The following is an 18,594-nucleotide window of genomic DNA, read 5'->3' as shown; positions in this document are numbered from 1 at the left end:
ATGAATGAGGCGTTCTCCATCAGGCAGGTTTTCGAGGGCAAGTGGACGCAAGGCGCCATTCCGCTGATCCTGCTTGTCGGCCTGCTTTTGATCATTGAGATCGCCGCGCCCGGCTTCCTCACCGGCGAAACCGTGGCGCTTTTGTTTGCCAACACTGCCGTGCTGTTCATCCTGGCGACCGGCGTCACCTTCGCCATCCTGCTTGGCGGCATCGATTTGTCGATCCAGGCGGTGGCATCGCTGGCCAGCGTCATCCTGGCGCAATTGCTGCCTTCGCTCGGCCTTGCCGCCTTTCCGGTGGCGATCCTGTCGGGGCTCGCCTTCGGCGTGTTGAGCGGTGTCGTCCATGTCAAGCTGCGCGTGCCGTCCTTCGTCGCGACACTCGCCACCGGCGGCGTGGTCACCGGCCTGGCGCTCTGGGTCTCCAATGGCCGCGCCATCACCATCGAGGAAGGTGGCCGAGAAAACACGGCGTGGATCAACGCCACCATCATCGGCATTCCGGTGGTGGTGCTGATTTCGGCGGTCATCGGCATCGCCGCCTTTCTGGCGCTGCGCTACACACGCTTCGGCCGGCAAGCGATCGCGGTCGGCGCCGGCGAACCGGCGGCGTGGGCCGCGGGCATCAATGTCGACCGCACCAAGATCATCGCCTTTGCCGCGTCGGGTATGCTCGCGGCCATCGCCGGCATCGTGCTGGCAGCCAGGCTGTCGAGCGGTTCGCCGGTGCTGGCCAACCAGCTGCTGCTGCCGGCCATCGCCGCCGTCATCGTCGGCGGCACGGCGATCACCGGCGGGCTCGGCGGCGTTGCCCGCACGGCGGTCGGCGCGCTGATCATCTCGATCGTGCGCATCGGCATGACCTTCGTCGGCGTCAATATTTTCCTGGAAAACATGGTGTTCGGCGCGGTGCTCATTGCCGCCGTCGCCATCACCATCGACCGCAGCAAGATCGCGGTCATCAAGTGATCCCGCCTCCCAGGCAAGCGCGGACAGGACGGGACCGCATCGGCGCGAGGCCGATGCGGTCCGGCCCGATCGGATCACATCGTGTCGAGGCCGATCAGCTCGATCTTGTAGCCGTCGGGGTCTTCGACGAAAGCGATGTGGGTGGTGCCGTGCTGCATCGGGCCGGGCTTGCGCGGGATTTTGGCGCCGCGCTTTTCCAGTTCGGCGCAGACGGCGTAGATGTCGTTGACGCCGAGCGCCAGATGGCCGAAGCCGGTGCCGATCTCGTAGGGCTCCTCGCGGCCCCAGTTCAGCGTCAGCTCGACGACGGCTTCCTTGTCCTCGGGGCCATAGCCGACAAAGGCGTTGGTGAACTTGCCGCCGGGGTAGTCGTCGCGGCGCAGCAGGGTCATGCCGAGCACCTCGGTGTAAAAGGCGATCGACTTGTCGAGGTCGAGCACCCTGATCATGGTGTGCATATAGCGAAAGCCCGGGGCGTCGCTCATTGGGGGAGTCCTCCGAATTCTGTGATTTGCGGGTCTGACCATCCACATCGAGCGCTTGGCGGCAAGCCTTGCTTGATGTTCTCAATCAGGGTTGTATGATAACACGACAACACCGGTATTTGTCCAGCCGTTTTGCCTAGGGGCCCAGAGCCAATCCATGAATGCCGCGCCCTCCGCATCGCAGATCGCAGCCCTGGCCGGCGTGCTGCCGAATGGCGGGCTGCTGACCGATGAAGCGGATCTGGCGCGCTTCAGCCGCGATTGGTCGGGCGACCATTTCGGCCGGCCGCTGGCGGTGGCGCGGCCCTCCTCGGTGGATGAAATGTCGGCGCTGATGCGGTTCTGCCATGCCGAGCGCATCCCGGTGGTGCCGCAAGGCGGGTTGACCGGCCTTGTGGGTGCTGCGGTGGCGGCGGATGGCGGCGAGGTCGTCATCTCGCTGGAGCGGATGACCAGGATTCGCTCGATCAGCCCGATCGACTTTGCCATGGTGGTCGAGGCCGGCTGCATCCTCGAGGACGCCAAGCGCGCCGCCGAAGCGAGCGACTGCCTGCTGCCGATCACGTTCGGCGCGCAGGGCAGCTGCCGTATCGGCGGCAATGTCGCCACCAATGCCGGCGGCTTCAACGTGCTGCGCTACGGGATGACGCGCGACCTGGTGCTTGGCCTCGAAGTGGTGCTGGCCGACGGCCGCGTCTGGAACGGGCTGAAAGTGCTGCGCAAGGACAATCGCGGCTATGATCTGAAGCAGATCTTCATCGGCTCGGAGGGCACGCTCGGCATCGTCACCGCGGCGGCGCTGAAACTATTCCCCAAGCCGACGCAGATCGAAACCGCGCTGGTTGGCCTGCGCTCCGTCGAGGACGCGATGGCACTCTATGCAAGGGCGCGGCGCGATTGCAGCGATTTGCTCACCGCCTTCGAACTGATCCTGCGCGGCGGCATCGAGATCACCATGCGCGGCGGCCAGGATTTTCCCGATCCGCTCAGCCAGCCCTATCCCGTCTATGTGCTGATCGAGGTGTCGTCGGGAGGGCTGATCGACCTCTCCAATATGCTGCTGGGGTTTCTCGGCAGCGTCGAGGACATCGTCGAGGACGGCGTCATCGCTTCGACCAGGGCTCAAGGTGAGCGGTTGTGGCTCTACCGCGAGATCATGGTCGAGCGGCAGGGCAGGGGCGGGCGCTACCTGCGCACCGATGTGTCGGTGCCGATCTCCAGGCTTGCCGATTTCGTCACCGATGCGCTGGCCGCCTTGGAGAAAGCCCGGCCCGACGCGCTGGCCGTCACCTACGGCCATGTCGGCGACGGCAACATCCACCTCAACGTCGTGCCGCCGGAAGGCATGGGCACCGAGGCGATGGAACATCTGTTCGAGCAGGCGGAAGCCGAGATCTTCACCGTCGTCGATCGCTATGGCGGCTCGATCAGCGCCGAGCACGGCATCGGCCGGGTCAAGCAGAAGGCGTTCCTCGAACGCATCGATCCGGTGACGCTCGACCTCGCCGCCGGCATCAAGGACGCATTCGACCCGCGCCACATTCTCAGCAACGGCCGCATTCTGGCGTCCGCACCCGCCGTCGACTATAGGTGAGCGATGACGCTGAAACTCGACAAGGTCAATCGCGGCCCACACCTCTCCACTCTGGTGGCCAGTTCCATCTCGCGCGAGATCGCGCAAGGCCGGCTGAAGCCGGGTGACCAGCTGCCGACCGAGGCGGCGCTGGCAACCACTTTCGGGGTCAGCCGCAACGTCGTGCGCGAGGCGATCGCGCGGCTGCGCTCGGAAGGCCGCATCTGGTCGCAGCAGGGACGCGGCGCTTTCGTCGTCGAGACCACCAACCCGACGGTGCTGACCATCGACCATGAGACGCTGCAGCGCGCCGATTCGTTCCGCAACCTCTTCGAACTGCGCGGCATCCTCGAAGTGCAGGCGGCGGCCCTTGCCGCCAAGCGGCGCAGCGACGCCGATCTCAAAGCCATGGGCGATGCGCTGTCCGGCATGCGCGCCGCGCCGTATGGCAGCGTCGCCTGGCTGCGCAGCGACCTCGAATTCCACCGCACCGTCGCCGAGGCGACGCGCAACAGCTACATGGGCCAATTCCTGGTCTTCGTCTCCGAACGGGTGCGCGAAAGCATTCTGGCCGCCGGCAACCAGCAGAAATCCGACGACATGGCCCGCATCACGCTGGGCGAGCACGAGCGCATCCTGAGAGCGATCCGTGCCGGTGACGCCGAAGGAGCGCAAGCGGCCATGCGCGACCATCTGGCTGGTGCCGCGCTGCGGGTGGGGTTGCATGAGGGCGAGGCGGCTGTGGAGGCAGCGCCGGCGCCGGAGGTGGCATCGCCGGTGCGGCATTCGCGGTTGCGAAAGGCTGTGCGCGGGCAGGCTTAGCCGATAGGCTTGCCTATCAGCGCGCTGGGCCAATCGCCTATGTCGGCGCTGACCCCCACTCCGTCTCGGCTTCGCCGAGCCACCTTGCCGGGGCGAGCCACGGGTCTCGCCCGTCCTTCGGACCCCCCATTTCATGGGGGATGAGGAAATGCCAATCTCCGACATCGCAGCCCTTCAAAAGCTTGGGTTTCCTCTCCCCCACGAATGTGGGGGTAGAGGTGGCTCGGCGAAGCCGAGACGGAGTGGGGGAGCGCCATATCAGATTTCACACGGTCGTCGGCTCAACCAGCTCAGGGCCGGAGATAGGCCGCCACCCCACCGCGCTATTTCAGCGGCAGAAACAGCTCAAGCACCACCTCACGCACCGGTCCGTTCGACGAAAAGTGCCGTTGGCAATAGATCGGAAAGTCGCGCGCCTCCTCGCCGCTGGCCGGAAGCCATTCGCGGTACAGGTAAAGCGCTGCCGGCTCGAGATTGTTGGTGTTGCCGGGATAGCGCAGCACCGCGCAGCGTCCGGCGGGGATCACGCCGGCCTTCATCTGCGCGTCCTCGATCCGCCCGCCTTCTACCGGCAGGTCGGTTCCGGCACAAATATCCATGCTGTAATCGGCCGGGTTCGCCGGCTCCCTTTCGGAACGGAAGATGTTGAAGGTCGGGCTTGTCTCGGGCGAGAGGCCGGCCGCCTTGCGCCAGGCGATGAAGCGCTGGATGGTGTCCTGGAGCGTCGCCCGGTCGCCGCGATGCTCCATGATCGCCACCGGCGTCGGCGGCACATCGCGGATCATCACGTCGGCGGGTTCGAAGATTATCTGCATGAGCGTGGTCCTTGCTTTGTCGAGCGGCCCGAAGGCCATGAGCCACGCACCCCAGTCGGGAGACTTCCGGAACGACGAAGGCGATTGTCCGAACCGTTGCTGAAAGGCGCGGGCGAAGGCATCCGGTGCGTCGTAACCGGCATCCATCGCTATGTCGGTGACGCTTTGGGCGTCGCTCTCGGCAAGCCGGTACGAAGCGCGCTTCAGGCGGGCAAGCTGGACATAGCGATGCACGGACAGCCCGAAGGTGGACGTGAACTGCCGGTGGAAATGGAATTTCGAGAACGCCGCAACGCCGCTCAACGCTTCCAGGCCCAGATCGCCGTCCAGATGCTGGTCTATATGGTCCAGCACCCGCTGCATTCGGGCATGGTAGTTTTCAAGTGGCGTCATCAAACGTCTCGTCCTGCGTGGCGACACCAGATAGGCGCCGCCTGATATGTCGCGCTCGACCGATCTTGCGGTTTGACATGGATGGACCGGTGTTTGCCAGCGGAGGCTAGGCGCACGCCTGCGGCGAGTGATGCTGTGGAGGCGGCATGGTCAGTGCAGGAGTTGGCATCTCCATTGCGGTATTCGAGATTGCGAAGGCTGTGCACGGGCGGCTGTGGGAAGGGGGTTAAGTCACGGGCCGGCCCTATCCCTTGGCGAGCCACCTTGGCGCAGTTAGCCACGGGTCTCGCAGTCCTTCGAACCCATTTCAGAGGCAAGGAAACGCGAGTCTCCTGTATTAGGTTGCAGCTTCACTAGGATTCCATCACAGACTGCCTGTGAGGAAGTGGCTAGCCTCTTCACGAGGAACCGGCTCTATACCTGTTATCCACAACCAATACGGGTTTTCCAACGGTTTCCGGGAAATTGACTGGCAGGCCGCACACGGTCTCTGCAAAGTCGTTTGGCATGATTTGAGAACAAAGTAAAAACAAACCAATCCCATCCCCATTTACAATTCTCTTGTGAGTGGGAGAGAATCGGTTTAGTTACTGCCAGCATGGACACGATCAACCTCATCTCCCTTCGCCGCCGAGAGATCGAGCAGCGCATGGCGCAGCTGAAATCCGACCTTTCAGTATACGAAAAAGAGCTAGTCGAGCTCGACACCGCTGAGCGCGTTTTCGCGCGCCTTTCCGGTGCAGAGAGGCCTGCGGCGGGCGAGGCAAACCAATTGGCGGCGGCGAATGTCCACGGCTTCCTCACGAAAAAACTCACGGTCCCGGAAATGATCCTGTCCGTGCTGCATGACGAGCAGGACATGGCCAGCCACTTCGAAGGGATTGAGCCGAAGGAAATCGCGAGACTGATCGAAAAGAAGTTTCTTGGCAGGCAAATTCGGAGTGAGGCCGTTAGCTCGATTTGTTGGCGTATGCGAAAACGGGAACAACTCGTCAAATCGAGCGAGGGGCCTTTCTACTCTCTGCCAGGAAAAGAGAAACCCGCTGACTTGCTTTCTCCGGGAGGGGAACAGTCAGCGGGTCTATCAGAAACCGGTGCGCAAGGCGGTGAAGCCCGACCGGGAGGTGGAACATAACAACATAAGTTGACCCTGTTGGGTGACTGGGGCGTTCGCAGCGCCTTGGTCGCCCGCTGGGGCCGGGAAGTGGTTCCGCTCTCGGGTTTGCACTGAGCAGCGCGGGGTCCGACTCCCCGTCGGTCCACCAATTTTTCTAGCAGAATCTGCTAGATTCGTCAAACTGGGCCGGCCTCCTTGGCTGGTCCGGTTATTTTCATTTTTCACCAAGGCAATGCCTGGTGTTTCCAATGCCGCAGCCAGTTAGCCCGCGGCGACCCTCCTCAAAATCGCCGGTGAGACGCTAGTCGGGGCCGGCAATGATATCCTAGAGGATCGGCACAACTTCTCGCCATGGCCGGCGGTGACTGTGGTGTTGGTGAACCTTCCGTCTGAATTTTTCGGCTAGTCGCCGGTGCGCTCTCACGGCAGAGTGTGGCGATGTGCAATCTCTACAATCTCACCACATCGCAAGAGGCCATCCGCCAGTGGACTCGGACTTTGCGGGATATTCTGGGCAACCTTGAGCCCTCGGTTGATATCTATCCCAACATGCCTGGCCCTGTGGTCCGCAATGCCTCGGACGGGCAGCGTGAAGTCGCGAAGTTGCTCTGGGGAATGCCGACGCCGGCCGAGCGGGTGAAGGGCAAGGCGGACTATGGCACCACCAACATTCGTAACCCGCAATATGGCCACTGGCAACAATATGTCGGCGTCGAGAACCGCTGTGTGGTGCCGGTGACGAGTTTCGCGGAGCCCAGCCCAACGCCCGGCGACAAAGACCCTGAGACAGGCGTCCAGCGGAACTATTGGTTCGCGCTCAATGAGGGCCGCCCGCTATTCTTCTTCGCCGGCCTCTGGACGCCTTGGCATGGGGTGCGCAAGGTCAAGGACGGCCCCGGCGACTTCGAACTCTACGGCTTCATGACGACGGCACCGAATGCCTTAGTTAAGCCAATCCACGAGAAGGCCATGCCGGTTATATTGAGCACGAAAGAAGAGACGGAGACGTGGCTGACCGCGCCATGGTCGGTGGCTAAGCGGCTACAGCGCCCTGCTCCTGACGATGTGCTTGTGATTGTCGAGAAGCCGGCCACGCAGATCAAGTTTTTGCGCGGAGTTGACCAACGTGGGCAACTGCCACTTCTATAGGTCCTTGGGTGACTGCTAATGCTAAAATTTCAGAGCTCGCTCATGCGCAATTGTAATCGATTTCGGCTTTCAGTATGTAAGGGTTGTTGTCATTTCCGATAGCGGCAAATTATCATGGACGAAATTCTAGCTTCCGTAGCTATTTTTGCCGGACTCTCCGGCCTAATCGCATCTGCAATATCCGCGTTCATTTCTGCAAAAGCTAAGAAGAATGTGACGTTAAAATTATTAGATTCTACTATCGCTGGCACCCTAACTTTCGACCCTAAGAGCTTATCGGCCGCAGAGGCGGAGCGTATTATAGACATGCTGGGAGATGCTGTTCGGAAAAGGGAGGAAGAATCAGGCATTGTTGATAGGATTGGCGGCAACAATGGCTGAAGATTCTAAAAAAGTAGGTGCATCTAGCGCTGCAGGATTGTCTGCTGGAACAGGCTTCTCAGGATTAGTTCTTTTATTTCCTGATGGATTATTTAAATCATTTCTTCTTATACTTTCGCCGGCTATAACGATTGCGATTAGCAGCTCTTGGCATGTGGTGACGGAGGAAGTCGGGGCGCGGGTCGCCGATTGGCGAATCCGATCCCAGAGGAAAAAAGCTGGAAAGATGTTGCATGCATTGATGGCGGATCCATCAACAAGCCCAGATTTGCTGTCCCGAGCCAAACAGAATCTAGAGGCGCTCACTTTGGTCGAAGTTGAAATAACAAAGCGCCGCGTGGATGCAATTGCCTCCTGATCGATCCTGAGCCGCAACTCCTATTAGTCATCCCGCCAAATCACCCGCCGCACCATCCTGATTTCGACAAGCCGCCTCACGCGTATCTTCATGCTCTCCGATGCGCTTGGCAGCAGGATGTCGACGTCAAGTTCGCGCCGCTTGCACCGCTCGCAACGCATGTGGCGGTCAACGTCCCAGAACGGAATGTCTCCAACCAGCTTGACAAGATCGCCGGGCAGATAGTGGCGGGTGACGTTGCAGTTGAAGCAGCGGACGCGGATCAGCTGACCGACCTCATGCGCTTTGCTCAGCGTTTGGACAAGGCTGCGGGGTTTTCTGGGCTGCTCGGGCATATTAGAAAATAGGAATGAGTTCCTCGCTGATTCAATTCGTCATTGACATTTTTGTTCCCTTTTTGTTCACTGTGGCCATACAGCACCTGGAGTACTCGCTATGGACCGCATTGTGACACTGAACAGTCGGCAGGAAGCCGCCCTCCAGGCTCACGCCGAGGATTTCATCGCCGTCCATAATGGTGATGTGATGAAGGCGCTGAAGGAAATGATCGTGCTCAACGGACATCTTCAGGAACGACTTGATGCACTCACCGCACCTCGCCGCGCGGCACGTTAGGAGGGAACGGCAATGGGTATGATGCAGTTTGACGAGGAAGCGAAAGCCGAGTTGCATTCAGAAGCCGTGAAGCTCATCGCGCGTTACGACAGTCCGCTTGAGACCGTGAAGGCGCTCATGGTCTATAACTGCGAGCTTGAGACCCAGATACTCGCCATAGCCCACCGGCATCCGGGAGTGGTTTCAATCGGCTACGATCCTACTCCACCAGTGCTGGGGTAATCGCTTGTGATGGGCTGCGGTAGTTGCTTCGGTCCGCGTTATTCCGCCGCCGGCTCCACCAGCGACACCCCATTCAGCCCCGCAACAATATCCGACAGCGCCGGCACGAATTTTTCGCCATGGCCTGTTGTGACGGCCGTAGCGAACCCGTTGCGCACGGCGGCGCCGATCGGGTTGGCGATGCCGGCGGCCTGGGCGAAGGAGGCGAGGTAGGTCATGTCCTTCAGCGCATTGGCGATGGCGAAGCGCTGGGCGTTTTCGTTGCGGTTGAGGACGAAGTCGAAGAAGGCCTGGTAGAAGCCGCAATCCATGCGGCTGCCGGAAATGACGCTGTTGAAGACCTGGGGCGTCAGCCCGGCCTTGGCGCCGAGGCTCAGCGCTTCCGAATAGATCGCGGAATAGCCCATCGAGACGAAATTGTTGAGCAGCTTCATGGTGTGGCCGCTGCCGGTCGGGCCGGTGTGGACGATACGCGCAGCGAAGGCTTCCAGCACCGGCCGTGCGCGGGCGACGATCTCGGCCGCACCGCCGACCATGACGTCGAGCTTGCCCTCGGTGGCTTCCTTGGGCGTGCGCGCCAGCGGCGCGTCGATCAGCGTTATGTCTTGCTCCGCGAGGTCGGCGGCAAGCGCTGTCGTCGATGACGGGTTGGAGGTCGAGCAGTCGATGATCAGCAGCGGCGTCTTGGCCGCAGCAAGCCCGTCCGCGCCCTTGACCAGCGCTTCGACCTCGCGCGAACCGGTGACGCACAGGATGACGATGTCGCAGGCAGCGGCGAGTTCGCGCGGGCTTGGCGCTTCGGTGGCGTCGGCGGCGATCAGCCGGTCTGCGGCGGTGCGGCTGCGGTGGACATGCACCGTCAGCGGCCAGCCTTTGCGCAGCAGATTGTCGGCCATGCCGGCGCCCATGCTGCCCAGGCCGATGAAGCCGATGCGTTCTTTCATGCAATCCTCCTATCGCCCGTGCCAACGGGCCGAATTTTCGTCACCTTGCGGCGGGCACCTGTCGATGCAATTCTTTGAATAAGATTCGGCCTTCGAACAAGAATCGAACCGGAGTGCCACCGATGGCGGAGCCCATGACTTTCGACGCCATACCGCAGGCGCCCAACCTGCGGACGGGTCTGGTCAACACGCTGATTGCGCAGATCGAATCCGGTGACCTTGCGCCGGGCCAGCGGCTGCCGACCGAGCAGGAGATTGTTGCTGCCACAGGCGTCAGCCGCACCGTGGTGCGCGAGGCGCTGGCGGCGCTGCGCGAGCGGGGGCTGATCACCACGCGCCAGGGCCTCGGCGCCTTCGTCGCCAAGGATCCGCTGCCGAAGACGTTTTCGGTCCTGCCCGACGATCTCGAATCGATCGACGAGGTGCTGCGCGTGCTGGAACTGCGCATGGGCATCGAGGTCGAAGCGACCGGCCTCGCTGCCCAACGGCGCAGCGAGGCGGCGCTTCAACAGATGAGCGCGCGGCTCGACGCGCTGGAGGCGGCGGTGCGCGCCGGCGGCTCCGGCTCGGAAGAGGATTTTGGTTTCCACCGCGCCATTCTCGCCGCGACGCAGAATGCGAATTTCACCCGGCTGTTCGACACGTTCGGCAGCGCCATGATCCCGCGCCATTGGACGCGGCTCGACCGGATGACGGAGGCCGAGCGGGAAAAATATCTCGACCGCATGCAGCGCGAGCACCGCGCCATTCTCGGGGCCATCGGAGCCAGGGACGTCAATGCCGCGCGGCGCGCCATGCGCAGCCATCTGACCAAAAGTTATGCCCGCTTCGAGGATCTGCGCGACAAGGCTGTTCACGATTAGGGAGCCAACCACGGTTGACGGACTGCTCATCCGGCGAGCCCGCCGAGATAAAGTTCGCGCATCAGCGACATGTTCCTCCCGGCTCCAAATTGTTGCAATCTTGCCTGGTTGTCATACAACCCTGTAATCTGGTAAATCCCAGGAAGAGGGATGTCAATCGCGTTGCCACGCGATATGAGGCTCCCCGAAGAATCGCAATCATGGAGCCGGCATTGCCGGCGAAGCCGCAGTCAGGAACAGCGAGATGCATTCACGGAAATTTGGCCGTACCGGCAGATCAGTCAGCGAGATCGGCTTCGGCGCTTGGGCGATCGGCGCCGCCTGGGGCGAGGTCAATGACAACGATGCGGTCGCAGCCCTGCATGCCGCGCTCGATGCGGGCGTCAGCTTCCTCGACACGGCCGACGTCTATGGCGACGGCCGTTCGGAAAAACTGATCGCACGGGTGATGAAGGAACGTGGCGGCGCGCGCCCGTTCATCGCCACAAAGGCCGGACGGCGGCTGCCGAAGCAGACCGTCGAAGGCTACAGCGTCGAGAACCTCAACGGCTGGATCGACCGCAGCCTGAAATACCTCGAGACCGACACGCTCGACCTGGTGCAGCTGCATTGCCCGCCGACCGATCTTTACTACCACCCGGAGGTGTTCGAGCGTCTCGACCGTTTGGTGGAGCAGGGCAAGATCCGCAATTACGGCGTCAGCGTCGAGCGTGTTGAAGAGGCGCTGAAGGCGATGCAATATCCCGGCGTCGTCAGCGTGCAGATCATCTTCAACGCCTTCCGCCAGCGCCCGGCCGAGCTGTTCTTCGACCAGGCGAAAAAGAACGATGTCGCCATCATCGCCCGCGTGCCGCTGGCCAGCGGCCTGTTGTCCGGCAAGTTCAGGGCGGACACCAAGTTCGAGACCACCGATCATCGCCTGTTCAACAGGAATGGCGAAGCCTTCGATGTCGGCGAGACGTTTTCGGGCGTGCCCTATGAGGTCGGGCTGGCGGCGGTCGAGAAGGTGCGGCCGCTGGTGTCAGGCGAGACCACGATGGCGAAATTCGCGCTGCGCTGGATCCTGATGTTCGACGCGGTGACGGTTGTCATTCCCGGCGCCCGCAATCCGGCGCAGGCGGTTTCCAATGCGGAAGCGGCGGAGCTTGCGCCGTTGTCCTCCGAGTTGATGGCCAAGGTGAAGGCGGTCTACGACGAGAACATCAAGCCCTACGTGCATCAGCGCTGGTAACCCGGCGCCTGCCGCCCTCGACCGGCTGACTGACCAGAGGCCAGCCGGGCCAAATTGCGTTCGTCCGTCACAAGCCGTGCAGCGGATTCTATGATCCATCGGTCATTTAATCGACCGCGCCGATTGTTATTGTGCAGTGCAGCAACGATATTGCTGCGTGTGCGTTGTGTGCACGAGTCTGCCCATTCCGGCGCGCAAGGATACCGATTTGCGAGACATATCCGATACGATCGCCCGGCTGAGCGCGATACGCGGCCGGCCAGCCGGTACAGGACAGAGCAAGGACGACCACCTGTCCGAGATGACAGGGTTCGGGTCCAATCCGGGCGCCTTGCGCGCGCGGTTTTATCGTCCTGAAAACCTACCGAAGCAGGCGGCGCTGGTCGTGGTGCTGCATGGCTGTACCCAGACTGCCGCCGGCTACGACCATGGTTCCGGCTGGACCGAACTCGCCGACGAGCAGGGTTTTGCCGTGCTTTTCCCCGAGCAGCAGCGCGCCAACAACGCCAATCTTTGCTTCAACTGGTTCGTGCCGGGCGATATAAGCCGCGACAGCGGCGAGGCGCTGTCCATCCGCCAGATGATCGAGGCGGCGGTGGTCACCCACGGTCTCGACCGCAAGCGGATCTTCGTCACCGGCCTTTCCGCCGGCGGCGCCATGGCGGCGGTGATGCTGGCGACCTACCCGGACGTGTTTGCCGGTGGCGCGATCATCGCCGGGCTTGCCTATGGCAGCGCCTCGACCATCCCCGAAGCCTTCGACCGCATGCGTGGCCATGGCGGCCCGTCCAGAAGCGACCTGCAGCGTCTGTTGCGGGAGGCTTCGCCGCACAAGGGGCCGTGGCCGAGGATTTCGATCTGGCAGGGCTCGGCCGACACGACCGTGGTGCCTTCCAATGCCGGCGCGGTGCTGGCGCAATGGCAGGGCGTGCACGGCCTCGCTCAAGCGCCGACACGCACGGAAAAGGTCGACGGTCAGAGCCGCAAAGTCTGGTCCGATGGCAAAGGCCGCGACGTGGTCGAGGCATACAGCATTGCCGGCATGGGCCATGGCACGCCATTGCAGGCGGGCGGCGACAATGCTCTCGGCAAAGCAGGGCCGTTCATGTTGGATGTCGGGATTTCCTCGACGCGCCACATCGCCCGTTTCTGGGGGCTGACGAAGCCAGAGGTACGACGCACGGCGAAAGCCGAGGCCGCTTCAGGCACTGCATTGCAGCCTTTCTCGCCGAAGGAAAAACCGCGAGCCGTCCGTGTCGATCCGGCCCCGGAGCCTGTCAATCCGCCAGGCGGTCCGGCGGGCGGGATTGCCAAGGTCATCGAGGACGCGCTGCGGGCAGCGGGATTGATGCGCTGAGGCTGAGGCTCGCCCCGCACACGCCCAAAATACAAGGGCAAGCGCCAGCATCATTATCGCAGCAGGCCTTCGTCCTCGAACGCATCCCAGCCCTTCAATCCGGGCGGCGGGCCGTCCGTGTTCCGGGCCTTCCTCGCAGTGCGCGCCTGGCCGGTGCCCTTTCCCGCGCGCGTCAGCGCGGCCTTGCCCGCGCCGCGCCGCCTGTTCTCGGCGACTTCCTGGACATCCTGCTCTCTCCACACGGTTGCCAGATCGCGGTCCAGGACGTCCTCGATGTGGCGCGGGTCGAAAACGTGGAAGGTGACAGACTTTGATCGCCCACGCATCTTGACGGTGCGTGTGCCGGTGCTTTGCAGCCGACCGTCCTTGAGCCATTTGTGGCGCTCGCGCGAAGAGATCGTAAGGATATCCTCGACCTCGCGTGGAAGCACAGGCAGCGCCTCCACTCCCTCCAGTGTTTTGGAGATACTGGCAGAGGCGGCCTTGAACGCTTCCGCTTCGGATTTCGACATTCGCAATGCGATGCGCCCCGTCTCGGCCTTGACGTGCTTCCTGACTGCCCATGGCAGGCGGGCTCTGACTTCACGTTCGATCCCCTTGGAGCGCACGGCGGACCCGAGTGTCGCTGACGGCGACAACGGCCATTCGGCAATCAGTTGCGGGGACGGGCTCATGCCTTCCTGGGGCTGGTTTCGTTGGTTCGATGCTAACACGGCAAGAGCCGGTAAAGCCAAGGCAACAGCGAAAAGGGGCAGGTCCGATGAGAACCCGCCCCTTATGGCCGAATTTGAACGCCGCTTGCAGCGCACCGACAGCACCCTTGGCCCCGCCGCTGTACGGCGACGACGGGACTCGATGATCAGAGTGGGCTGGCGTTGCGCGTTTTGTCGCGTTCGGCCTCGATGTCGGTGTAGGGGTCGGCATCGGCATCGAAGCCGGTCCAGCCACCGGCTTCATAGGCGCGTCGGCGGTCTTGCAGATCGACCGAGTTGGACTCGCCAAGAATACGCTCGGCCTCGTCGGCGAGTTCGTCACTGACCCTGGCGGTCACCATCGTGCCACCGCGGCGAACGCCCTCCGCATAGACATGCGCATCCCTTTCGGGGACACCGGACTCGGTCAGCGCCCCGACGATGCCGCCGGCAGCGCCACCGACGACCGCGCCGCCAACGGCGCCGACCGCGGTGGCGGCCAGCCATCCTGCGGCCACGACCGGACCGACGCCCGGAATGGCCATGATGCCGAGCCCTGTCAGAAGCCCGCCGGCGCCGCCAATGACGGCTCCGAGACCGGCGCCGCCCGCTGCATCCTCGGCGGCGTTGGAGGTGTCGCCATCGTCGTACCAGTCGTCCGAATTGTTGGCGACGATGCTGATGTCGGCCTGCGGCACGCCGATTGCCTCCAGTTCGCCGACGGCATCGGAGGCATCATCGTAGTTGTCGAAAAGTCCTGTTACGGTTTTCATGGTCTTGATCTCCTCGATCTGGTTCAGAGGTTCAGTTGGCGCCGGCAACGACGTTGCCCTGATAATCGAGCGCCACGGTCGTGGTCTTGCCATCCTTGGTGGCCTGACCGCGCCAGATGCCCTGGTCGTCTTTGGTCAGCTTGGACACGCCGGAGAAGCCGGCATCCTGAATGCGGCTCTTCGCCTGATCCTCGGTGAAGCTGTTGGCACCCGGGACCGGGGCGGCCGGATTGGTGGTGTCGGTCGTGCTCACGGCCGGGGTGGTGGAGCTGGTGGTCGACGATGCATTGTCGGTGGAAGCGATCTTCTCGACCATTTCCTGATGCATTTTGAGCGTCGGCAAGGTCTCGGAGGCGAAGGTCTTCAACTGCGCGTTGTCGCCGTCCTTGGCATAGCTCTCGAACAGCGTGACCGCCTCCGAATGCGCATTGCGCTGCATCTGGACATAGGGCTTGTCGACGGCATCGTTGGCATTCTGCAGAGCCTCCAGATCGGCCTTGTGCTTGGCGTCCAGCTCCGTCGGCACTTTCAGCTTCTGTTCGCCGGCGATGGTCGCAAGCTTGGCGTTGGCGGCGCCGTGATCGTCGATCATCTTCTTGGCGAAATCCTTGACGCCTTGATCCTGGGCCTTGCCCTCGGCGATCTTGCTGGAATCCACTTCGAACAGGCCGCCGATGGCGGCCTTGTCGACAAAGTCCTGAGCGCTGTCGGCGGCGAAGGCGGGCAGGGCGAACATCATGGCTGTGGCGGTGGCCAGCGAAGCTAGAAGAACACGTGTTTTCATGGACAGAAATCCTCGTTGGGGCACACATCGTGCTGTGAGCCTAACCAGTGCGGCCAAGCTTTGTTCCGCCGCCCAAGCGTTATAGCCGGGAGGGTCGATGCCGCGATGATGGCCCCTCGTCAGCGGCTTTTTGCGCCTTTGCCATGTCGGCGCTGAGGACGGCGGCCGGCTCGACGGGCGCCTTGCAAGTCCATCGCAAAGGGAAACGAGGCCCTTCGCCGCCGGCAAGTGAACACCGCCCGCGGTGAACTATCGAGGTTCAGCGATCGTTGCGTTCGAGGCGGCGCGCAACCTCTGTCTGGGCGACCTGCAGCAGCGTGTCTATTTCGAACATCGCCGCGGCATGGCCGCCGTCGCGAATGACACGGCGGGCGCGGTGTAGCAGATCGGAGACCGTCCGCAGCGTTTCAGCATGGCTCGATCGATTCGACAAATGCGTGCCCTCCGTCAACCACAACCGTTGGATCGGGAGAGTGTTCCCAAAGTTGGCGGCCGGCCGGGTGAATGACTGTGAGCGCAGGCAGCGGAACCATCCTTGTCCGTTGGCCGTTCCCCCTGCCTCAACGAAAGGAACAGCCATGGCCGAGAACGACACCCCGAAGGACACCGCGAAGGACACCCCCAAGGACACCCCGAAGATTTCCGCCCGAGAGGCCCAGGAGGCCCTGGAGAAGCAGGTCGCATCGCTGAAGCGCGAGATCAGCAAGATCAACCGGACGCTTGCCGAGCGCGCAGAAGATGCCGTTGGCGAAGCCGGCGGCTGGTATGGCAGCGCGACCGAGCGCGCGGCACGGGCAACGCAGCAGCTGAGATCGCAGGCGCAGACGGTGTCCGAAGCCGTCCAGCAAAATCCCGGCACCATCAGCAGCGCTTTCGTGCTTGGCGGCATTGCCGGGTTGTTGATCGGCATGCTGCTCGGGCAAAGCCATGAACGCGACCGAAGCTGGTTCTAGCGGCGTATCTTATGAATATTGCGCCCGCCGGCTTTGCTGGCGGGCTTTGTATGGACGCCAGATCAGTATCGCTTGAGTGAAAAACTCCCGCTCGGAAATTCGGTGTTGACAGCTGTCCTACTAGTAGGTAGGTAAACGCCATGAGCAACCTTGTGGCGACCTCCGATCAGATTCTGGCGTCCGCGCGAAACTTCATCGTGGCCGGCGGCTACAACGGATTCAGTTATGCCGATATCGCCGGCGAGGTGGGGATCCGCAAGGCGAGCATCCACCATCATTTCCCCAGCAAGGTCGACCTTGTCCGCACGCTTGTGGCGCGCCATCGCGAGCGTACCGAGGCCGGCATGGCAGATCTGGAAAGTAAACTCTCGGACCCGCTTGCACTGCTTCAAACCTATGCCGACTACTGGGCAAAATGCATTGAAGATGCGAGCGTCCCGTTTTGCGTCTGCGCGCTGCTTGCCAGCGAACTCCCTGCGCTCCCGGCTGAAATTGCCGTCGAAGTGCGGGCTTACTTCAGGTTTCTGTCGTCCTGGTTGACCAGGGTCATGGAGCACGGCGCCGAGCAGGGGATTCTCGGATTTGCAGGCTCGGCGGAGCTGGAGGCCGAGACCTTCATGGCGACCGTTCATGGCGCCATGCTGTCCGCGCGCGCCTATGGCAACCCCGCCATGTTCGGCACCATTCTGACGCCAACCGTGCAGCGTCTGTCTCGGAAGGTTCACTAACAGGAATTTGCGCGACAGGGGCGGCGAGCCCCTTCACCGAATTCCCTCGACGCGTCCATCATGCCTACCTTCTAGTAGGTAAACACAAAAAGGGAAATCCGAAAATGCTTGCCAAGACGAATGAAGCCAACCAATCCTCATGGCTCAAGAGCTACTATTTCATACGCTTTGCCGTGGCGGCCGCCTGGGTGCTGCTGGCCTTTACCGTCGCCAGCACAATGCCGTCCCTGGCAGCCATCATGCTGGTCGCCTATCCCGCATGGGATGCGCTGGCCAATTTCGTCGACGCCCAGCGCAGCGGTGGGCTAAGCCGCAACAAAACGCAGCTGCTGAACTTCGTCATCAGCATCATCACCACGGCGGCGGTCGCCATTGCTCTGGGCAAAAGCATGAATGCGGTGCTCGCGGTGTTCGGCGTCTGGGCGGTCCTGTCGGGCCTCTTTCAGCTGGCAACCGCGGTCCGGCGCTGGAAGTCCGGCGCGCAGTGGGCAATGGTGCTGAGCGGCGCCCAGTCGGCGCTCGCCGGCATCTTTTTCGTGAAGATGGCGGGCAGCGATGCGACGGTCGGGATCACCGATGTCGCGCCCTATGCCGCGTTCGGCGCCTTCTACTTCCTGGTCTCGGCAGTCTGGCTGACGGTCAGCGACGCGCGGCGCAAGGCGGCTGAGGCCGCCGGCTGAGGGCGTCGCGTTTCGAAAACGGGATTTGTGGTCGCCGCCGCCTGCGCGGCGCCCTCGACAGGTGAGTTGAGTTTCCCTGCCGCGGTCGTATGTTGTTGACCGTAGTGGAGGATCACAAATGCCCATTCGACGCAAAGCCACCGAGGCCGGCGTTTTGCAGCCATCCGAACTCGAGCTGTTGGGCCGTGTATTCGAGCAGCTTAAGCGCGACGGTCAGTCGCCCGAAGCACGCGACGCCATCGCATCCCGGATTATCGCGAACTATATGGCCGGCGTGGTCGACGAAGCCGAGCTCGTCAGTCTTTCGAGGCAACCGCTGGGCCGGTAGCGCGCTTTCCATTCCGGGTTCAGAAGAGTTTCAGGTCGTCAAATCAGAGGGATAAGGCAATGCCGGCTGACCCACCGATAGAGCGACGGTCGCATATCCGTGATCTTGTTCTGAAGGAAGCGACAATCCGCGTTGGCGACGCCAGTATCAATTGTCTGGTTTGTAACCAGCACGCCCACGGTGCGGAGCTGCGGGTGAAGGCCGATATCGCAATCCCCGACCGTTTCGTGCTTCACGTGCCGGTCGATCATACCAGCTATCGCGCCGTGGTGCGGTGGAGACGGAACGAGCGACTTGGGGTGCAGCTTGATTCGGGAAGGCAGGCGTAGAGGGCGATAGCCGGGACGGATGCAGGGTTGATG

General features: G+C 62.4%; 25 protein-coding genes. 17 read left to right on the top strand and 8 right to left on the bottom strand.

The window, feature by feature from the left end:
* Positions 1-969: an ABC transporter permease gene (locus AC3EMP_RS31170; RefSeq protein ID WP_023704158.1), complete on the top strand. Its 969-nt coding sequence runs from the start codon at positions 1-3 to the stop codon at positions 967-969.
* Positions 970-1,043: 74 nt separating this feature from the next.
* Here AC3EMP_RS31170 and gloA read toward each other — a convergent pair whose 3' ends face one another.
* On the bottom strand, positions 1,044-1,454 hold the full coding sequence (gene gloA, locus AC3EMP_RS31165) for a lactoylglutathione lyase (RefSeq protein ID WP_019856614.1): 411 nt from the start codon (positions 1,452-1,454) through the stop codon (positions 1,044-1,046).
* A 157-nt stretch (positions 1,455-1,611) separates the two neighbouring features.
* On the opposite strand from gloA, the gene AC3EMP_RS31160 reads away from it, so the two are divergent.
* Both AC3EMP_RS31160 and AC3EMP_RS31155 read left to right on the top strand, forming a co-directional pair.
* On the top strand, positions 1,612-3,048 hold the full coding sequence (locus tag AC3EMP_RS31160; RefSeq protein WP_352534125.1) for an FAD-binding oxidoreductase: 1,437 nt from the start codon (positions 1,612-1,614) through the stop codon (positions 3,046-3,048).
* 3 nt (positions 3,049-3,051) lie between these two features.
* Entirely contained in the window at positions 3,052-3,849 is a 798-nt protein-coding gene (locus AC3EMP_RS31155) for a FadR/GntR family transcriptional regulator (RefSeq protein ID WP_352711656.1), read from the top strand.
* Positions 3,850-4,172: 323 nt separating this feature from the next.
* Here the strand turns inward: AC3EMP_RS31155 and AC3EMP_RS31150 are convergent, their stop codons facing one another.
* Positions 4,173-5,057: an AraC family transcriptional regulator gene (locus tag AC3EMP_RS31150; RefSeq protein ID WP_488494715.1), complete on the bottom strand. Its 885-nt coding sequence runs from the start codon at positions 5,055-5,057 to the stop codon at positions 4,173-4,175.
* Between the two features lie 598 nt (positions 5,058-5,655).
* Between AC3EMP_RS31150 and AC3EMP_RS31145 the strand changes: the two genes are divergently transcribed.
* From AC3EMP_RS31145 to AC3EMP_RS31130, 4 genes are all read left to right on the top strand, one after another.
* Complete coding sequence (locus AC3EMP_RS31145; RefSeq protein ID WP_352711650.1) at positions 5,656-6,192, top strand: hypothetical protein; 537 nt, start codon at positions 5,656-5,658, stop codon at positions 6,190-6,192.
* Between the two features lie 420 nt (positions 6,193-6,612).
* Positions 6,613-7,323 carry an SOS response-associated peptidase gene (locus AC3EMP_RS31140; RefSeq protein WP_352711649.1) on the top strand — a complete coding sequence of 237 codons (711 nt, stop codon included), beginning with the start codon at positions 6,613-6,615 and terminating at the stop codon, positions 7,321-7,323.
* 114 nt (positions 7,324-7,437) lie between these two features.
* Complete coding sequence (locus AC3EMP_RS31135; RefSeq protein WP_352842746.1) at positions 7,438-7,704, top strand: hypothetical protein; 267 nt, start codon at positions 7,438-7,440, stop codon at positions 7,702-7,704.
* Positions 7,697-8,062: a hypothetical protein gene (locus AC3EMP_RS31130; RefSeq protein WP_352711645.1), complete on the top strand. Its 366-nt coding sequence runs from the start codon at positions 7,697-7,699 to the stop codon at positions 8,060-8,062. The genes AC3EMP_RS31135 and AC3EMP_RS31130 overlap by 8 nt, the downstream gene beginning before the upstream one ends.
* 23 nt (positions 8,063-8,085) lie before the next feature.
* Here AC3EMP_RS31130 and AC3EMP_RS31125 read toward each other — a convergent pair whose 3' ends face one another.
* Entirely contained in the window at positions 8,086-8,397 is a 312-nt protein-coding gene (locus AC3EMP_RS31125) for a hypothetical protein (RefSeq protein WP_352711644.1), read from the bottom strand.
* Positions 8,398-8,497: 100 nt separating this feature from the next.
* On the opposite strand from AC3EMP_RS31125, the gene AC3EMP_RS31120 reads away from it, so the two are divergent.
* Both AC3EMP_RS31120 and AC3EMP_RS31115 read left to right on the top strand, forming a co-directional pair.
* Positions 8,498-8,677, top strand: coding sequence for a hypothetical protein (locus tag AC3EMP_RS31120; protein ID WP_352711642.1), 180 nt, complete (start codon positions 8,498-8,500; stop codon positions 8,675-8,677).
* A 12-nt stretch (positions 8,678-8,689) separates the two neighbouring features.
* Positions 8,690-8,899 carry a hypothetical protein gene (locus AC3EMP_RS31115; RefSeq protein ID WP_352711639.1) on the top strand — a complete coding sequence of 70 codons (210 nt, stop codon included), beginning with the start codon at positions 8,690-8,692 and terminating at the stop codon, positions 8,897-8,899.
* A 38-nt stretch (positions 8,900-8,937) separates the two neighbouring features.
* Here the strand turns inward: AC3EMP_RS31115 and AC3EMP_RS31110 are convergent, their stop codons facing one another.
* A complete protein-coding gene (locus AC3EMP_RS31110; RefSeq protein WP_352711637.1) occupies positions 8,938-9,843 on the bottom strand; it encodes an NAD(P)-dependent oxidoreductase in 906 nt (301 codons plus the stop codon).
* Positions 9,844-9,965: 122 nt separating this feature from the next.
* Here AC3EMP_RS31110 and AC3EMP_RS31105 point away from each other — a divergent pair, with 122 nt between their 5' ends.
* From AC3EMP_RS31105 to AC3EMP_RS31095, 3 genes are all read left to right on the top strand, one after another.
* Positions 9,966-10,706, top strand: coding sequence for a FadR/GntR family transcriptional regulator (locus AC3EMP_RS31105; RefSeq protein ID WP_352711635.1), 741 nt, complete (start codon positions 9,966-9,968; stop codon positions 10,704-10,706).
* 244 nt (positions 10,707-10,950) lie between these two features.
* Positions 10,951-11,937 carry an aldo/keto reductase gene (locus AC3EMP_RS31100; protein ID WP_023750122.1) on the top strand — a complete coding sequence of 329 codons (987 nt, stop codon included), beginning with the start codon at positions 10,951-10,953 and terminating at the stop codon, positions 11,935-11,937.
* 208 nt (positions 11,938-12,145) lie between these two features.
* Positions 12,146-13,294: an extracellular catalytic domain type 1 short-chain-length polyhydroxyalkanoate depolymerase gene (locus AC3EMP_RS31095; protein WP_352711632.1), complete on the top strand. Its 1,149-nt coding sequence runs from the start codon at positions 12,146-12,148 to the stop codon at positions 13,292-13,294.
* A 53-nt stretch (positions 13,295-13,347) separates the two neighbouring features.
* On the opposite strand, the gene AC3EMP_RS31090 is transcribed toward AC3EMP_RS31095, so the two are convergent.
* The 4 genes from AC3EMP_RS31090 to AC3EMP_RS31075 form a co-directional block, all read right to left on the bottom strand.
* Positions 13,348-13,968, bottom strand: a complete 621-nt coding sequence (locus AC3EMP_RS31090; RefSeq protein WP_352666718.1) for a hypothetical protein — start codon at positions 13,966-13,968, stop codon at positions 13,348-13,350.
* A gap of 185 nt (positions 13,969-14,153) precedes the next feature.
* Entirely contained in the window at positions 14,154-14,759 is a 606-nt protein-coding gene (locus AC3EMP_RS31085) for a general stress protein (RefSeq protein ID WP_023710869.1), read from the bottom strand.
* 31 nt (positions 14,760-14,790) lie between these two features.
* On the bottom strand, positions 14,791-15,543 hold the full coding sequence (locus tag AC3EMP_RS31080; RefSeq protein ID WP_352597659.1) for a DUF4142 domain-containing protein: 753 nt from the start codon (positions 15,541-15,543) through the stop codon (positions 14,791-14,793).
* Positions 15,544-15,802: 259 nt separating this feature from the next.
* Positions 15,803-15,976 carry a hypothetical protein gene (locus tag AC3EMP_RS31075; protein ID WP_155923304.1) on the bottom strand — a complete coding sequence of 58 codons (174 nt, stop codon included), beginning with the start codon at positions 15,974-15,976 and terminating at the stop codon, positions 15,803-15,805.
* Between the two features lie 145 nt (positions 15,977-16,121).
* Here AC3EMP_RS31075 and AC3EMP_RS31070 point away from each other — a divergent pair, with 145 nt between their 5' ends.
* From AC3EMP_RS31070 to AC3EMP_RS31050, 5 genes are all read left to right on the top strand, one after another.
* Positions 16,122-16,496: a hypothetical protein gene (locus AC3EMP_RS31070; RefSeq protein ID WP_352711630.1), complete on the top strand. Its 375-nt coding sequence runs from the start codon at positions 16,122-16,124 to the stop codon at positions 16,494-16,496.
* A gap of 140 nt (positions 16,497-16,636) precedes the next feature.
* Complete coding sequence (locus AC3EMP_RS31065; protein ID WP_023710872.1) at positions 16,637-17,224, top strand: TetR/AcrR family transcriptional regulator; 588 nt, start codon at positions 16,637-16,639, stop codon at positions 17,222-17,224.
* 104 nt (positions 17,225-17,328) lie between these two features.
* On the top strand, positions 17,329-17,904 hold the full coding sequence (locus tag AC3EMP_RS31060; protein ID WP_023700951.1) for a DUF308 domain-containing protein: 576 nt from the start codon (positions 17,329-17,331) through the stop codon (positions 17,902-17,904).
* Between the two features lie 118 nt (positions 17,905-18,022).
* Positions 18,023-18,232, top strand: coding sequence for a hypothetical protein (locus AC3EMP_RS31055; protein WP_023671091.1), 210 nt, complete (start codon positions 18,023-18,025; stop codon positions 18,230-18,232).
* Positions 18,233-18,291: 59 nt separating this feature from the next.
* Entirely contained in the window at positions 18,292-18,561 is a 270-nt protein-coding gene (locus tag AC3EMP_RS31050; protein WP_023726509.1) for a PilZ domain-containing protein, read from the top strand.
* Positions 18,562-18,594 lie beyond the last annotated feature (33 nt).

The sequence above is a fragment of the Mesorhizobium sp. P160219 genome (genome assembly GCF_057786095.1).
Note: the sequence above shows the minus strand (reverse complement) of the source record. Positions and strands in the feature narration are given on the sequence as shown.

Bases quoted from the DNA above. Each gene is read 5' to 3' on its own strand.
- AC3EMP_RS31160 (WP_352534125.1), top strand. From the start codon at position 1,612: ATGAATGCCGCGCCCTCCGCATCGCAGATCGCAGCCCTGGCCGGCGTG.
- AC3EMP_RS31090 (WP_352666718.1), bottom strand. From the start codon at position 13,968: ATGAGCCCGTCCCCGCAACTGATTGCCGAATGGCCGTTGTCGCCGTCA.
- AC3EMP_RS31145 (WP_352711650.1), top strand. From the start codon at position 5,656: ATGGACACGATCAACCTCATCTCCCTTCGCCGCCGAGAGATCGAGCAG.
- AC3EMP_RS31110 (WP_352711637.1), bottom strand. From the start codon at position 9,843: ATGAAAGAACGCATCGGCTTCATCGGCCTGGGCAGCATGGGCGCCGGC.
- AC3EMP_RS31170 (WP_023704158.1), top strand. From the start codon at position 1: ATGAATGAGGCGTTCTCCATCAGGCAGGTTTTCGAGGGCAAGTGGACG.
- AC3EMP_RS31105 (WP_352711635.1), top strand. From the start codon at position 9,966: ATGGCGGAGCCCATGACTTTCGACGCCATACCGCAGGCGCCCAACCTG.
- AC3EMP_RS31055 (WP_023671091.1), top strand. From the start codon at position 18,023: ATGCCCATTCGACGCAAAGCCACCGAGGCCGGCGTTTTGCAGCCATCC.
- AC3EMP_RS31125 (WP_352711644.1), bottom strand. From the start codon at position 8,397: ATGCCCGAGCAGCCCAGAAAACCCCGCAGCCTTGTCCAAACGCTGAGC.
- AC3EMP_RS31100 (WP_023750122.1), top strand. From the start codon at position 10,951: ATGCATTCACGGAAATTTGGCCGTACCGGCAGATCAGTCAGCGAGATC.
- AC3EMP_RS31130 (WP_352711645.1), top strand. From the start codon at position 7,697: ATGGCTGAAGATTCTAAAAAAGTAGGTGCATCTAGCGCTGCAGGATTG.
- AC3EMP_RS31065 (WP_023710872.1), top strand. From the start codon at position 16,637: ATGAGCAACCTTGTGGCGACCTCCGATCAGATTCTGGCGTCCGCGCGA.
- AC3EMP_RS31080 (WP_352597659.1), bottom strand. From the start codon at position 15,543: ATGAAAACACGTGTTCTTCTAGCTTCGCTGGCCACCGCCACAGCCATG.
- AC3EMP_RS31120 (WP_352711642.1), top strand. From the start codon at position 8,498: ATGGACCGCATTGTGACACTGAACAGTCGGCAGGAAGCCGCCCTCCAG.
- AC3EMP_RS31135 (WP_352842746.1), top strand. From the start codon at position 7,438: ATGGACGAAATTCTAGCTTCCGTAGCTATTTTTGCCGGACTCTCCGGC.
- AC3EMP_RS31140 (WP_352711649.1), top strand. From the start codon at position 6,613: ATGTGCAATCTCTACAATCTCACCACATCGCAAGAGGCCATCCGCCAG.
- gloA (WP_019856614.1), bottom strand. From the start codon at position 1,454: ATGAGCGACGCCCCGGGCTTTCGCTATATGCACACCATGATCAGGGTG.
- AC3EMP_RS31085 (WP_023710869.1), bottom strand. From the start codon at position 14,759: ATGAAAACCGTAACAGGACTTTTCGACAACTACGATGATGCCTCCGAT.
- AC3EMP_RS31150 (WP_488494715.1), bottom strand. From the start codon at position 5,057: ATGACGCCACTTGAAAACTACCATGCCCGAATGCAGCGGGTGCTGGAC.
- AC3EMP_RS31050 (WP_023726509.1), top strand. From the start codon at position 18,292: ATGCCGGCTGACCCACCGATAGAGCGACGGTCGCATATCCGTGATCTT.
- AC3EMP_RS31060 (WP_023700951.1), top strand. From the start codon at position 17,329: ATGCTTGCCAAGACGAATGAAGCCAACCAATCCTCATGGCTCAAGAGC.
- AC3EMP_RS31115 (WP_352711639.1), top strand. From the start codon at position 8,690: ATGGGTATGATGCAGTTTGACGAGGAAGCGAAAGCCGAGTTGCATTCA.
- AC3EMP_RS31155 (WP_352711656.1), top strand. From the start codon at position 3,052: ATGACGCTGAAACTCGACAAGGTCAATCGCGGCCCACACCTCTCCACT.
- AC3EMP_RS31070 (WP_352711630.1), top strand. From the start codon at position 16,122: ATGGCCGAGAACGACACCCCGAAGGACACCGCGAAGGACACCCCCAAG.